This is a genomic window from Nocardiopsis protaetiae (assembly GCF_045446735.1).
Lineage (GTDB): Bacteria > Actinomycetota > Actinomycetes > Streptosporangiales > Streptosporangiaceae > Nocardiopsis > Nocardiopsis protaetiae.
In genome coordinates, this window is the sequence record NZ_JBJJBV010000038.1 from 1 (window position 1) to 13,308 (window position 13,308).

Sequence of the window (13,308 nt, forward strand, 5' to 3'; positions counted from 1 at the left end):
CGGGCCGCGGGTCCGCGGCCCGGCCGGGTCGGGTCAGCGGTAACCGCCCTGCTCAGCGGTCTCCTCCGCGTACTCCTGCGCCTTGGCCAGCGCCTCCTCGACGGTCTGCTGTCCGGCGATGGCGGCGGAGATCTCCTGGGAGACCCGGGTCCCCAGGTCCTGGAACTCCGGGATGGCCACGTACTGCACGCCGGTCCAGGGCTGCGGGTGCAGGCCGGGCTGCTCGACGTCCACGTTGTCGATGGCGTCGTAGGTGGGCAGGGCGAACGCCTCCGCCGCTGCTTGATACTCGGGGATGTCGTAGGTCGACACCCGCGCGCCCGGCGGGACGCGCTCCCAGCCCAGCCGCTCGCCGACGAGCCGGTGGTACTCCTTGGACGTGGCCCAGGAGACGAACTCCCAGGCGGCCTCCTGCTCGGTCGAGGTGGTGGGGATGGACAGGGCCCATGCCCACAGCCAGCCCGCGTGCTCGGTCTCCTGCCGGGGCGCCGGGGCGTAGCCGATCCGGCCCACGACGCTGCTGGAGGCGGGGTCCTCCAGGTTGCCCGCGGCGACCGTGGCGTCGTAGAACATGGCCGCGTCGCCCTGGGCCATGGTGGTGAGGCATTCGGTGAACCCGGCGTTGGGCGCGCCCGGCTGGCCGTGGTCCCGGACCAGGTCGACGTAGGTCCGCACGGCCTCCAGGACCTCGGGCGAGTCCAGGTGGGCGTTCCACTCCTCGTCGTACCAGCGGCCGCCGTAGGTGAGGATCACCGTGTTGAGCGGGGCGAGGAGCTCTCCCCAGCCGGGGACGCCGCGCAGGCAGATGCCGGACACCCCCGCGTCCGGGTCGTCGAGTTCCTCGGCGAACTCCGCGACCTGCTCCCAGGTGGGGTTCTCGGGCATCTCCAGTCCGGCCTCCTCGAACAGGTCGGTGCGGTACATGAGGAAGGACGACTCCCCGTAGAAGGGGGCGCCGTACAGCCCGTCCTCGTGGGACAGGGCCGAGCGCACGGTGGGGATGAGGTCGTCGATGTCGTACTCGGGGGCGGAGGCGTTCCCGCCCAGGTCCAGGAGCCAGTCGTTCTCGGCCCAGATGGGGACCTCGTAGGTGCCGATGGTGACGACGTCGTACTGGCCGCCCTGGGTGGCGATGTCCTGGGTGACCCGGTCGCGGAGCTGGTTCTCCGGTAGGACGACGAACTCGACCTCGATGTCGGGGTGTTCGTCGTGGAATTCGTCGATCAGCGCCTGGATGTCCTCCATCTGCGGATTGGACACCGTGGCGACGGTGATCGTGCGGACGCCGTCGGTTCCGCTGCCGCCGCCGGCTCCGGCACAGGCACTGAGGGCGAGTACGAGGCTCGCGGCGGTGCCGGCGAGTACATGTCTTGGTGCGCGTTCGAGCATGGCTGTTCCTTCTGGGGCCCAGGCCCGGGGGGCGGGCGATCGGTGCTTACCCATGCCTGCTCATATGAGCGGGCGAAAGAGCAGATGAGCAAGATTGGGACCATTGAAAGTGTGATCTGTTCCACTGGTCAAGATCAGATGCAATAATGAGCAATCTGATGCTCATATGAGCGAAACATGGGGGTGTGGATGGAGCCGTCCTTCCGGCCGACGGAACTGATCAGGGCGACCGAGATCGCGCGCAGGTACTACATCGACGGTGAGTCGAAGGTGCGCATCGCCGAGGACTTCTCCATCAGCCGCTTCAAGGTCGCCCGCATCCTCGACGAGGCCCGGGCCGCCGGGATCGTCCGGATCGAGATCGCCGCGCCCACGGAGGTGGACGCCGACCTGTCGCGGCGCCTGCGCACGGCCTACGGGCTGCGCCAGGCCATCGCGGTGACCGGGGCGGGGGAGGGGGAACCGGTCCACCGAGATCTGGGGCGGATCGCCGCCGAATACCTCACCGAGATCCTCAATGAGGACGACGTCCTGGGCCTGGCCTGTTCGCGCACCCTCAACGCCATGACCCTCGCCCTGGGCCCGCTGCCCCGGGTCACCGTGGTGCAGCTGACCGGGGTGCTCCCCGGCGGGGTGGAGGAGAACTCGGTGGAGGTCGTGCGCCGGGTCGCCAGCCTGGCCCGCGGCCCCGCCTACCCCATCTACGCGCCGCTGGTGGTCTCCGACGCCGCCACCGCCGGCGCCCTGCGCGAGCAGCCCCAGGTGGCCGAGGCCATGCAGCGCTACAGGGATCTGGACAAGGCCGTGGTGGCCATAGGATCCTGGTCGCGATCCCTGTCCCTGGTCAGGGACGCCCTCAGCCCCGCCGAGGGGATCGCCCTGGAACACGAGGGGGTGCGCGCCGAGGTGTGCGCCCGGACGGTGGACGGCGAGGGGGTGCCCGTCGCCCCCGGCCTCGCCTCACGCGTCATCGCGATCACCCTGGAGCAGCTGAGGGAGGTGCCGGAGGTGATCGCGGTCGCGGGTGGTCCGGGCAAGTCCTCGGCGATCCACGCGGTCCTGCGCACCGGCATCATCTCGTCCCTGGTCACCGACGCGGAGACGGCGCGCGCCCTGCTGGAGGCGGAGTAGCCGAGTCGCCGCAACCCCCGCCCCCTGGACACCCCCGTGGAGTCGTCATGACCCTGGTCGCCGGAATCGACAGTTCGACCCAGTCCTGCAAGATCGTGGTCTGCGACGCCGACGATGGGAGGGTGGTGCGCGAGGCGCGCGCCCCGCACCCGGACGGCACCGAGGTGCACCCGCGCGCCTGGTGGGCGGCGCTCAGCGAGGCGTCGTCGGGGCTGCTCGACGGTGTGGCGGCGATCGCCGTGGCCGGGCAGCAGCACGGCATGGTGACCGTCGACGAGGGCGGTGCGGTGGTGCGCGAGGCGCTGCTGTGGAACGACACCCGTTCGGCCGGGGCCGCCGACGACCTGATCGCCGAACTGGGCGGGCCGCAGGCCTGGGCGGAGGCGGTGGACAACGTGCCCGGGGTGTCGCTGACGGTGGCCAAGCTGCGCTGGTTCGCCGAGCACGAACCGGAGACCGCCGCGCGCACGACCGGGGTGATGCTGCCGCACGACTGGCTGACCTGGCGGCTGGCGGGAGGACGGAGCGCACCCACCACGGACCGGGGCGACGCCTCCGGGACCGGGTACTGGTCACCGAGCACCGGGGAGTACCGCCCCGACCTGCTGGAGCGGGCCTTCGGCCGAGGGCTGGACACCCCGCAGGTCGCCGCACCCGAAGAGGCGGTGGGACACACCCCCACGGGGGCGGTGATCGCCCCGGGCACCGGCGACAACATGGGCGCGGCCCTGGGCCTGGGACTCGGCGGGGGCGACGCGGTGCTGTCCGTCGGCACCAGCGGGACGGTGTTCGCGGTGAGCGAGACGCCGGTGCGCGACGCGTCGGGGACGGTGTGCGGGTTCGCCGACGCCACCGGGCGGTACCTGCCGCTGGCGGCGACCCTGAACGCGGCCCGGGTGCTGACCGCGACCGCGGAGCTGCTGGGCACCGACCTGGCCGGGCTGGACGCGCTGGCGCTGTCCGCCGTACCGGGCGCGGGCGGGCTGGTGATGCTGCCCTACCTGGACGGGGAGCGGACCCCGGCGCTGCCCACGGCCGCGGGCTCGCTGCACGGGATGCGCCGGCGGAACATGGATCCGGCCAACGTGGCCCGGGCCGCGGTGGAGGGGATGCTCTGCGGGCTGGCCGACGGGCTGGCGGCGCTCACCGACCGGGGCGTTCCGGTGCGCCGGATACTGCTGGTGGGCGGCGGTGCGCGGTCGGAGGCGGTGCGCCGGGTCGCCGCCACGGTGCTGGAGGTGCCGGTGGTGGTGCCCGAACCCGCCGAGTACGTGGCCCTGGGCGCCGCCCGCCAGGCCGCCTGGGCCCTGGCGAGCACGGCCGCCCCGCCCGAGTGGAAGCCCGGCGGCCCGGAGGTCGCGGTCGGCGCGGACCCGGCCCCGCAGGTGCGCGAACGCTACACCGAGGTCCGCCGCGCCGTCCACGGCGCCTGAACCACGCCGCCCGGCCGGGCGTCAGTCCCGGTCGGCGCGGCGCCAGTCGCGCGCCTCCTCCCAGTGCCGCTTCGCGCCCAGCAGGAAGACGGGGGCGAGCAGGGAGACGAAGCCCAGGAAGAAGGCGACGGGCAGTCCCGGGCCGAGGGGTTCGCCCTCCGGGCGGACCTGTCCCCCCGTGGTGAAGATGTAGTAGGCGCACGCGACGAAGCACACGGCCAGGACCAGCCCCACCGCGAGGAAGAGGGCGGCCTTGACGGTCTCGCGCCGGGCGCGGGACCGGGCGGGCAGGGCGGCGACGCCGCTGCGGCGTTCGCGCTCGGCCCGCAGCAGGGCGGTGGCCTCCTCCCGGGTGAGTCCGAGCTCGCCCAGCAGGCGCTGGCGGGGGGCGATCGCCGCGAAGCTCAGGCCGAGGACGGCCACGGCCCCGACCGCCGCGGCCGGGAAGCGGACATCGGCCCAGATGGCGACGGCGCCCGCGGCGACGACCAGCGCGATCGCGACGAGGGCCAGGGCGACCAGGCGGCGCTGGGAGCGGACCAGCCGGTCGAGGTCCTCGGGGGGAAGGAAAGGAGCCACAGTACGGACCCGTCTCTCGTTGTGGGGGGAACTCCGCGCGGGTGGCGTCCAAACTAGGCCGGAAACCCCGACGGGACAAGGGCTGCGGGTCCCGGAGGAGGCCGCCGCCCGTGGGTCGCGCCGGGCGTTCGGCGCGGCCCCCGTCTGTGCCCGGGTGACGGTCTTTCTGTCACCCGGTGATAGGAGTCCTGGCCACCCGGCGGCGCCTGCGTGACGCTGACCGGGTGCCGTGCCGCGGGCGGTGTCCGCGCCAGGCCCTCAGGACAGGCCGGCGCTCTCGATGGCGCGGACGACCTCGGGCGCCCGCTCCCGGGCGGCGGCCGCCGCCTCGACGAAGCCGGAGACCAGGGGGCCGCCGGCGTGGTCGCGGTGCGCCACGGCGACGACCGACCCGGGGTGGTCCTCGATCCGGAGGAACCGGATCCCGGGGCGGGGCGAGTAGCGCACGGCCGCCGCCGGTGTGAGGCAGCAGGCCATCCCGGCGGCCACGACCTCCATCTCCTCGCTCTGCGAGGTCGTCTCGACCAGGCGTGCCGGGCGCGCGGCACCGGGACGGTGCCCCAGGGTCCAGAAGGCGCGCCACACGGCGTCGCCGGTTCGGCCGACGGCGATCGGCTGGTCGGCGAGGTCCTCCACCCGAACGCGATCGCGGCCGCTCAGGGGGTGGGCCGTGCTGACGCCCACAACGCAGGGCTCGGTGAAGAGCGGGTGGACGACGAGCCCCCGCGTGGTGCACGGCAGCCGGATGAACGCCACATCGGTCTCCGCGGCCGCCAGCCCGGCGGTCGGATCGGCGAGACCGAACTCGCGCAGCTCCACGCGGGCGTGGGGGAAGCGGTCCGTGAACCCGCCGAGGATGTGCGTCGTCAGTTCGAGCGCGGCGCCCGCGACGAAGCCCACCCGCAGCGTCGCGTGCCCGCCGCTGCCGACGTTGCGGGCCTCCTCGGCGCCCCGGTCGACCAGGGCCAGGGCCTCGCGGACGGCCGCGAGGAACACCTCGCCCGCCGGGGTGAGGTCGACCCTGCGCGAGGTGCGCTCGAACAGCGGGGTGCCCACCTCCGACTCCAGGTCGGCGATCTGCTTGCTGAGCGACTGCTGCGCGACGAACAGCTTTGCCGCCGCCCGGGTGAAGTGCAGCTCTTCCGCGACGGTGACGAACGCGCGCAGACGGCGCAGATGTACATCCACAACTCCCGGATTGTAGATCACCGCCTTTTTGGTGTTTCACATCACAGCGGGGTTGATACGAGCATGAGGGGCCGCGACGAGCCGAGAAGCGAAGGAGACCCGCACCCGTGACCACATGGACCAACTGGGCCGGAGACGAATCCTGCACACCGGGCCGGTACCTCCGACCCCGCTCGGTGGACGAGGTCGCCCTCGCCACCAAGGAGGCCGCCGACGCGGGCCGGACCGTTCGCGTCGTCGGCGCGGGGCACTCGTTCGGCGACCTCGTCTGCACCGACGGCCTGCTGCTGAACCTGGACCACCTCAGCGGGATCCGGCACGTGGACACCGGGGCCGGAGTGGTCACGGTCGGCGCCGGGACGCGGCTCTCCGAGCTGAACGCCGAGCTGGCCCACCACGGCCTCGCCCTGGCCAACCTCGGCGACATCGACAGCCAGAGCGTCGCCGGGGCGACGTCCACCGCTACCCACGGGACCGGCCGCCTGCTCGGCAACCTCGCCACCCAGGTGGAGGCCGTCGACCTCGTGCTGGCCGACGGCAGCACCCTGACCTGCACCGAGGACGACCCGGAGACCCTGGCCGCGGCCCGGGTGGGCCTCGGCGCGCTGGGGGTCGCCACCGGCTACCGGCTCCGCGTCGTGCCCGCGTTCGCGCTCCACGCCCGGACCCGCACCATGGCGCTGGCGGAGGTCGTGGACCGCCTCGACGAACTCGTCGACGGCAACGACCACTTCGAGTTCTTCTGGTTCCCGCACACCGCGAAGGCGCTGGTGAAGCTGAACAACCGCACCGATGAACCGCTGCGGCCGCCGAGCCCGGCGGCCCGGCGCGTGTCCGAACTTGTGGAGAACGGGGTGGTCGAGGCGGCCTGCCGCGCGGGACGCCGGTTCCCCGCGGCGATCCCGGCCCTGAACCGGGCCATTACCGGGCTGATGACACCCGCCGACCACATCGACCACAGCCACCGGGTGTTCGCGAGCAGGCGTTCGGTGCGGTTCACGGAGATGGAGGTCGCCGTCCCCCGCGCGGCGTGCGCCCCGGTGCTCTCCGAGATCCGGCGTACGATCCACGACCGGGGACCGGACGTCAACTTCCCGATCGAGGTGCGGTTCGTGGCCGCCGACGAGAAGGCGCACCTGAGCCCGTCCTACGGGCGGGAGACGGCCTATATCGCGGTCCACATGTTCACGGGGATGCCGTGGCAGCGGTACTTCCGGGCGGTCCAGGACATCGCGCTGGCCCACGGCGGCCGCCCCCACTGGGGCAAGCGCCACCTGCTCGGCGCCGAGGAGCTGGCCCCCCTCTACCCCGCCTGGGACCGTTTCCAGGCGGTCCGGGCCCGGCTCGACCCGAACGGGACCTTCACCAACGACCACGTGCGGCGCGTGCTGGGACCCGTGCGGGGCACGGCGATCTGATCGCGGCGCCGCCGACCCGGTGCCTTGACCGGGTCCCAGGCCGCTCCTAGGGTCGGGGGCCATGGATTCCATCGCCGCGTTCAGCCTCGTCGCACTCGACTGCCCCGACCCCGTCTCCCTGGCCGAGTTCTACGCCGCGATCACCGGGTGGCGGGTCGGCCCCTGGGAGGACGACACCTGGATCCAGCTGGTGAGCGGTACCGGCGCCACGCTCGCCTTCCAGAAGGCGCCCGGCCACGTGCCGCCCGAGTGGCCGGGCGACGAGCGCCCGCAGCAGCTGCACCTGGACTTCGACGTCCCCGACCTCGACACCGGCGAGCAGCGGGTGCTCGCGATCGGCGCCCGCAAGGCCGGGTTCCAGCCCGCCCCGGACTCCTTCCGGGTCTACCTCGACCCCGCCGGCCACCCCTTCTGCCTGGTACGCGCCGACTGACCGCCGGGGCCCCGGCGGCCGGCCGGCACCGCCGCCTCACCCCGCGGTGAGGCGGGTGAAGTGGGCGGACATGCGGTCGCGGTCGGGGACCAGGCCGGTGATCAGCTCGAACGCCTCCACGGCCTGGAGGACGGCCATGCGGCCGCCGGGCAGGACCGGGCAGCCGCGCCGTTCGGCCGCGGCCACCAGCGCGGTGCGCAGCGGGCGGTAGACGAGGTCGGCCACCCACGTCGACGGGTCCAGCAGCTCCTCGGGCAGGGGCAGGCCCGGGTGGTCCGCCATGCCCACCGGGGTGGCGTTCACCAGCCCGTCGGCCGCGGCCGGATGCCCGGCCAGGTGCCCGGGCAGCTCCCCGGGCGCGATCGCCCGGCACACCCGGTCCGGGAAACGGGCCGACAACCCCCGCGCCAGGTCCCGCGCGCGCGACGGGTCCGGGTCGGCGACCACCAGCTCCCCGGTGCCCGAGGTGAACAGGGCGTGGGCCACCGCCGCCCCCGCCCCGCCGGCCCCCAGCAGCACCACCCGGTCGCGCCGCGCCCCGGGCAGCCCGGCCTCCAGGGCTCCCAGGAACCCCGACCAGTCGGTGTTGTGGCCGACCGCGGCACCGCCCTCGAACACCACCGTGTTGACCGCCCCCAGGGCCGCCGCGTCCGGCGCGAGCCGGTCCAGGTGCGGCAGCACCAGCTGCTTGCACGGGTGGGTGATGTTGAGGCCGTCGAAACCGTAGTGCGGGGCGGTGCGGACCAGTTCCCCCACGGCCTCGGGCGGCAGGTTCAGGACGTCGATGTCGATCGTCCGGTACACCAGCCGGCGCCCCAGGGCGGCGGCCTCCCGCTCGTGCATCGCCGGGGTGAGCGACGGGCCGATCCCCGCGCCGATCAGCCCGACCAGGAAGGACCGCTCCGCCGCGGCCGCCGTCCCCCTCACGCGGCGCGCTCCGTCCGGTGGACCGCCAGCCGCACCGGCGTGTTGCGCGCCCCGTAGCCCGCGTAGCCGTCGACGCGCTGGACCACCTCGAAGAAGAGGTGCCCGTCCAGCAGCGGGGTGAAGAAGTGGAGGAACTCGCCACCGCCGCCGGGTTCCCGGTCGTGGAGGATGTTCAGCCTTCTCATGTGCTCTCTTCGGTGCGGCGGCAGGTCGGTGCGCGCCGCCAGGTCGTCGTAGTAGTTGTCGGGCACGGGCAGGATCCGCAGTCCGGCCGCCACCGCCGCCTCGGCCACCGCGATGACGTCGTCGCAGGCCAGGGCGATGTGCTGGACGCCTCCGGCGGCGTCGGCGCGGGGCCCGTCGCCGATCAGGGAGACGTTCAGCGCGATCCGCGGCCCGCCGCCGGCCCCGGCCAGGGCCCGGCTGCGGATCAGCCCCTCGGGCGAGGCCAGCTCCGTGCTCTCCCCCGGGGACAGGCCGAGCAGGGCGGTGTAGAACAGCGAGGCCTCGTCGAAGTGGGCGAAGGGCTGGTGCAGCCCCACGTGGTCGATCCCGGTGAGGGCGGGGCCGCCGCCGGGGTGGACGTCGCCGACCGCGGGGGCGGAGAAGTCCGACAGCCAGGGCTCCTCCCCGCCGTCCCCGGCCGGGCAGAGGAAGACGGCGGTGCCGTCCGGCGCCGCCACCGCGTGCAGCGGGGTCTCGGACGGGTCGTGCCGCCGCGCCAGCACCGGCGCGCACAGCCGCTCGGCCCGGGCGGCGGAGCGTTCGGGGGAGTCCATGACCAGGCCGAGCGCGGTGACCGAGGCGGCCCCGCCCCAGGTGTGGCCCAGGCGGGGGTCGGCCGCGTTGAGCAGCACGCGGGCGGGCCCGTGCTCCCACAGCTGCACCGGTTTGGAGCGGTGGTCCCGGGTGTGGGCGAACCCCAGGGCGGCGAGCAGGGAGCGGATCCGGCCCGCCGCCTCCCCGCCCGCGGCCACCTCCACGAACCCGAACCCCCGCGGGACCTGCGGTTCGGGCAGCCGGGCCAGCGTCACGGACGGCCGCCCCGGGTCGGGGGCCTCCCGGTGGCCGGGGACGTCCCCGCGGGCAGGGCCGCCCCGGCGGGCGAGCGCGTCCTCCAGCACGGTGAGCGAACGCAGCGCGTCGGCCGCGGTCCGCCCCGCGTCGCCCGCCCGGAACACGTCGTTGAACACCTCCAGCGACAGCGGCCCCGTGTACCCGGCGGCCAGCACGTGCCCGGTGAACGCCGCCAGGTCGAACCCGCCCTGGCCGGGGAAGCACCGGTGGTGGCGGCTCCACTGGAGCACGTCCATGCTCAGCCGCGGCGCGTCCGCGAGCTGGAGGAAGAACAGCTTCTCCCCGGGGATGTCGCGGATGCCCGCCGGGTCGTCCCCGCGGGACAGGATGTGGAAGCTGTCCAGGCACAGCCCCAGCGAGGGGTGGTCGGCCCGGCGGACGAGCTCCCAGGAGTGCCGGTAGGTGGACACCCGGGTCCCCCAGGCGAGCGCCTCGTAGGCGACCCGGACCCCGTACTGCTCGGCGGTCTCGGCCAGCAGCCGCAGCTGGGCGGTGGCCCGGGCGTCGTCGTCGACCGCCGACGCCGTGGCGTTGGAGCACACCAGGACGGTGTCGACGCCCAGTTCCACCATGAGGGCGAACTTGGCCTCGGCCCGCCGCAGGTTCGCGGCCAGGGTCGTGTCGTCCACCCCCTCGAAATCGCGGAAGGGCTGGTAGAGGTCGATGGTCAGGCCCAGCTCCTGGGCCAGGGCCCGGATCTCCCGGGGGCGCAGCGGGGAGGCGACGAGGTCGTTCTCGAAGATCTCGACCCCGTCGAAACCGACCCGGGCGGCGGCCCGCAGTTTCTCTTCGAGGGTGCCGCTGAGGCAGACGGTGGCGATGGAACGCCGCATGTGAGCGGACTCCGATTCCGGTCGGGGGCGCGGGCGGGCCGCGCCCGGTCGATGGGGCGGTGCGGGGCGTGCCTCAGTCGGCGTCCTGGAAGCTCCGGTACAGCTCCAGCTCCTCGCCCTCCAGGGTCTCCTCGAAGTACGCGCGGGCCCGCTCGCGGAAGGTCTCCACGTCCACGTCGTCGACGACCTCGATGGCCCCGGTGGCCTCCCACTCGGCGAGCGTCTCCGCCTCGGCCTCCTCGATGCAGGCGCGGTTGTCCTCGCGGACGGAGGACACGGCCTCCTGGAGCGCCTCCTGCTGCTCGGGCGTGAGCCCGGCCCAGGTGGCCCCGGAGACCACGATCATCTGCGAGCCGATCTGGTGGCGGGAGAGGCTGATGTGCGACTGGACCTCGTCGAAGTTGTCCGCGGCGATGGTGGCGATCGGGTTCTCCTGGCCGTCGACGATGCCCTGTTGCAGGGCCATGTAGACCTCTTCGAAGGCGACGGCGGTGGGGCTGGCGCCCAGGGCCGCGGCGTTGGCGAGGTAGATGGGGGAGTCGGGGAAGCGCATGCGCAGGCCCGCCAGGTCCTCGGGGCCGCGGATGGCCCGGTTCGCGGTGAAGTGGCGCTCCCCGAAGTACCAGACGTCGAGGATGCGGGCGTCGGTGACCTCGGTGAACCCGTCCTTCACCGGGTCGGCGGCCGGGGAGTCGAAGAAGGAGAACATGTGGTCGACGTCGTCGAACGCGTAGGCGGCGTCGAACACCCCGATGGGGGAGTGGGCGGCCCCCAGGGCGGCCGAGCCCTGGACGTCCATGTCGATGTCGCCCGACATGACGGAGGCGAAGGTCTCGGTGTTGCTGCCGAGCTGGCTGTTGGGGAAGGTGTCGACGGTCAGGTCGACGTCGGCCTCGGCCACCCGCTCGGCGACCAGGTCGATGCCGCAGCGGGTGTGCGGGTGGTCCTCGGTGTAGCTGTTGGAGAAGGTCAGGGTGGTGCCCCGCCCCTCGTCCCCGCCGTCGGAGGACGAGGAACAGGCGGTCAGGGCCAGGACGGCGGCCAGGGCGGGTGCGGTCGTGCGCAGCAGGCGGTTCACACGGACTCCTCGGGGGGTCGGAGGGGGCGGAGGGGGATTCAGAGGTCGAGCCGGTTGGGGAGGAACAGCACGAGGTCGGGGGCGACCGTGAGCAGGGCCAGGATGACGAGCAGGGGGATCAGGAAGGGCGCGGTGCCGCGGAAGACCTCGTGCATGGGGGTGCGGGTCGCCGAGCCCAGGACGAAGAGGACACCGCCGATGGGCGGGGTGAGCAGGCCGATCATCAGGTTGACGATGGTGATGACCCCGAAGTGGACCGGGTCCACGCCGAACTGCACGGCGATGGGCAGCAGCACCGGGACGGTGATGACCAGGGCGGCGATGGGCTCCAGGATCGTGCCGATGAGGATCAGCGCGATGTTGACCAGCAGCAGGAAGACGACCGGGCTGTCGGTGAACCCGAGCAGGAACGCGGCGATGTCCTGGGGGACGCGTTCGCGGGCCAGCACCCAGCCCAGCAGCCCGGACGCCGCCAGGATGACGGCGATGGAGGCCGCCGTCGTGGCGGTCTCGACGGTGATGGTCCACAGGGAGCGCAGGGTCAGGCGCCGGTAGCAGAAGCCCAGGAAGACGATGTAGGCCACGCCGACCGCGGCCGCCTCCGTCGGGGTGAACACGCCGCTGAGGATGCCGCCCAGCAGGATGACGGGCGCCCCCAGCGGGCCGATGACGCGCACCCCGGCCCGGCGGAACTCGCCCGGTTCGGCGCGGCGGCCCGCCAGCTGCGGCTGTCGGCGGCTCCAGATGAACACGTACACGGCCAGCCCCGCGGCGATGAGGAACGCGGGGATCACCGCCGCCGCGAACAGCGCAGCGGTGGAGACCGCGGCCACGGAGGCGTAGACGATGGCGGGGATGCTCGGTGGCATCACCGGGCTGATGAGGCTGGAGGAGGCGGTCAGCCCGAGGGCGAACCGGCGCGGGTAGCCGCGTTCGGTCATGGCCGGGACGAGCATCTTGCCCATGCCCGCGACGTCGGCCAGCGCGGTCCCGCTGATCCAGGAGAAGCCGACGCTGACCCCGATGTTGACGTAGCCCAGGCTCGCGCGGACCCGCCCGAACAGCACCTGCGCGAACGCGAAGATGCGGTCGGCGATGCCGGTGTGGTTGGCGACCACCCCCAGCAGGATGAACAGCGGGACCGCCAGCAGCGGGAAGCTGTTGATCTCCTGCGCGGCCGTGCGCAGGCTCAGCCCGGTGGACTGGCCGGTGGCGGCCATGTAGGTCAGGCAGGGTCCCAGGATCGCGAACGCCACGGGCACGCGCAGGAACAGCAGGAGCAGGATGCCCAGGACCACCAGGAGTGCGCTCATCGGGTGTCCTTCGCGGGCAGGCTCTCCGTCGCGGGAGGCGCGGGCAGCAGGGTGTTGGCCAGGGCGCGCAGGCCCGCCAGGGCCAGTCCCGCCATGGGGATGACGTAGGTCCAGGACAGCGGGACGCCCAGGGCGGGCGTGGTCTGGGGCGAGCCGCCGAAGACCAGCTCGGCGGCGTCCACGACCAGGCCCGCCGCCACCGCGGCGACCACCAGGTTGGCGAGGATCCACACCCCGCGCAGCAGCCGGGGGCCGGCGAAGAAGTCGATGAGCTTGAGGGTGATGTGCTCGTCGCGGCCGACCAGGTAGCCGATGACCGAGAAGGCCAGCCAGACCAGGCCGAAGCGGGCGAGCTCACCGGTCCAGACCCAGCCGGCCACCGGCAGGTGGCGCTGGAAGGCCTGGGTGAGCATGAGGACGAAGATCACGATGAGCAGCAGGGCGCCGGTGGCCAGCTCGGCCTTCTCCAGCAGGCGGATGAGGGCCGCGGGCGTGCGCGGTGCCGCGGG

At 73.6% G+C, this 13,308-nt stretch carries 12 protein-coding genes; 4 read left to right on the forward strand and 8 right to left on the reverse strand.

What is annotated here, in order from left to right; all coding sequences use genetic code 11:
* Nucleotides 1–33: 33 nt before the first annotated feature.
* A complete protein-coding gene (locus tag ACJOT3_RS08830) occupies nucleotides 34–1,389 on the reverse strand; it encodes an ABC transporter substrate-binding protein (RefSeq protein ID WP_406970731.1) in 1,356 nt (451 codons plus the stop codon).
* A 177-nt stretch (nucleotides 1,390–1,566) separates the two neighbouring features.
* On the opposite strand from ACJOT3_RS08830, the gene ACJOT3_RS08835 reads away from it, so the two are divergent.
* Both ACJOT3_RS08835 and xylB read left to right on the forward strand, forming a co-directional pair.
* On the forward strand, nucleotides 1,567–2,520 hold the full coding sequence (locus ACJOT3_RS08835) for a sugar-binding transcriptional regulator (RefSeq protein WP_406970733.1): 954 nt from the start codon (nucleotides 1,567–1,569) through the stop codon (nucleotides 2,518–2,520).
* 47 nt (nucleotides 2,521–2,567) lie between these two features.
* On the forward strand, nucleotides 2,568–3,953 hold the full coding sequence (gene xylB / locus ACJOT3_RS08840; RefSeq protein ID WP_406970735.1) for a xylulokinase: 1,386 nt from the start codon (nucleotides 2,568–2,570) through the stop codon (nucleotides 3,951–3,953).
* A gap of 21 nt (nucleotides 3,954–3,974) precedes the next feature.
* On the opposite strand, the gene ACJOT3_RS08845 is transcribed toward xylB, so the two are convergent.
* Together ACJOT3_RS08845 and ACJOT3_RS08850 are read right to left on the reverse strand one after the other, a co-directional pair.
* Entirely contained in the window at nucleotides 3,975–4,532 is a 558-nt protein-coding gene (locus ACJOT3_RS08845; RefSeq protein WP_406970737.1) for a hypothetical protein, read from the reverse strand.
* A 258-nt stretch (nucleotides 4,533–4,790) separates the two neighbouring features.
* Entirely contained in the window at nucleotides 4,791–5,720 is a 930-nt protein-coding gene (locus tag ACJOT3_RS08850; RefSeq protein ID WP_406970739.1) for a LysR family transcriptional regulator, read from the reverse strand.
* Between the two features lie 107 nt (nucleotides 5,721–5,827).
* Here ACJOT3_RS08850 and ACJOT3_RS08855 point away from each other — a divergent pair, with 107 nt between their 5' ends.
* Together ACJOT3_RS08855 and ACJOT3_RS08860 are read left to right on the forward strand one after the other, a co-directional pair.
* Nucleotides 5,828–7,138: a D-arabinono-1,4-lactone oxidase gene (locus ACJOT3_RS08855; protein WP_406970741.1), complete on the forward strand. Its 1,311-nt coding sequence runs from the start codon at nucleotides 5,828–5,830 to the stop codon at nucleotides 7,136–7,138.
* A 61-nt stretch (nucleotides 7,139–7,199) separates the two neighbouring features.
* Nucleotides 7,200–7,571 carry a VOC family protein gene (locus tag ACJOT3_RS08860; RefSeq protein WP_406970743.1) on the forward strand — a complete coding sequence of 124 codons (372 nt, stop codon included), beginning with the start codon at nucleotides 7,200–7,202 and terminating at the stop codon, nucleotides 7,569–7,571.
* 36 nt (nucleotides 7,572–7,607) lie between these two features.
* On the opposite strand, the gene ACJOT3_RS08865 is transcribed toward ACJOT3_RS08860, so the two are convergent.
* The 5 genes from ACJOT3_RS08865 to ACJOT3_RS08885 all read right to left on the reverse strand — a co-directional run bounded on the left by ACJOT3_RS08865 (nucleotide 7,608) and on the right by ACJOT3_RS08885 (nucleotide 13,278).
* Nucleotides 7,608–8,498 (reverse strand): shikimate dehydrogenase, encoded by an 891-nt coding sequence (locus tag ACJOT3_RS08865; protein ID WP_406970745.1) that lies wholly within the window; start codon nucleotides 8,496–8,498, stop codon nucleotides 7,608–7,610.
* Nucleotides 8,495–10,408, reverse strand: coding sequence for a sugar phosphate isomerase/epimerase and 4-hydroxyphenylpyruvate domain-containing protein (locus tag ACJOT3_RS08870; protein ID WP_406970747.1), 1,914 nt, complete (start codon nucleotides 10,406–10,408; stop codon nucleotides 8,495–8,497). The genes ACJOT3_RS08865 and ACJOT3_RS08870 overlap by 4 nt, the downstream gene beginning before the upstream one ends.
* A gap of 73 nt (nucleotides 10,409–10,481) precedes the next feature.
* Nucleotides 10,482–11,486 carry a DctP family TRAP transporter solute-binding subunit gene (locus tag ACJOT3_RS08875; protein WP_406970749.1) on the reverse strand — a complete coding sequence of 335 codons (1,005 nt, stop codon included), beginning with the start codon at nucleotides 11,484–11,486 and terminating at the stop codon, nucleotides 10,482–10,484.
* A gap of 38 nt (nucleotides 11,487–11,524) precedes the next feature.
* Nucleotides 11,525–12,799, reverse strand: a complete 1,275-nt coding sequence (locus tag ACJOT3_RS08880; RefSeq protein WP_406970751.1) for a TRAP transporter large permease — start codon at nucleotides 12,797–12,799, stop codon at nucleotides 11,525–11,527.
* Nucleotides 12,796–13,278, reverse strand: a complete 483-nt coding sequence (locus ACJOT3_RS08885; RefSeq protein ID WP_406970793.1) for a TRAP transporter small permease — start codon at nucleotides 13,276–13,278, stop codon at nucleotides 12,796–12,798. The genes ACJOT3_RS08880 and ACJOT3_RS08885 overlap by 4 nt, the downstream gene beginning before the upstream one ends.
* Nucleotides 13,279–13,308: the final 30 nt, after the last annotated feature.

Bases quoted from the DNA above. Each gene is read 5' to 3' on its own strand.
- ACJOT3_RS08830 (WP_406970731.1), bottom strand. From the start codon at position 1,389: ATGCTCGAACGCGCACCAAGACATGTACTCGCCGGCACCGCCGCGAGC.
- ACJOT3_RS08835 (WP_406970733.1), top strand. From the start codon at position 1,567: ATGGGGGTGTGGATGGAGCCGTCCTTCCGGCCGACGGAACTGATCAGG.
- xylB (WP_406970735.1), top strand. From the start codon at position 2,568: ATGACCCTGGTCGCCGGAATCGACAGTTCGACCCAGTCCTGCAAGATC.
- ACJOT3_RS08860 (WP_406970743.1), top strand. From the start codon at position 7,200: ATGGATTCCATCGCCGCGTTCAGCCTCGTCGCACTCGACTGCCCCGAC.
- ACJOT3_RS08870 (WP_406970747.1), bottom strand. From the start codon at position 10,408: ATGCGGCGTTCCATCGCCACCGTCTGCCTCAGCGGCACCCTCGAAGAG.
- ACJOT3_RS08880 (WP_406970751.1), bottom strand. From the start codon at position 12,799: ATGAGCGCACTCCTGGTGGTCCTGGGCATCCTGCTCCTGCTGTTCCTG.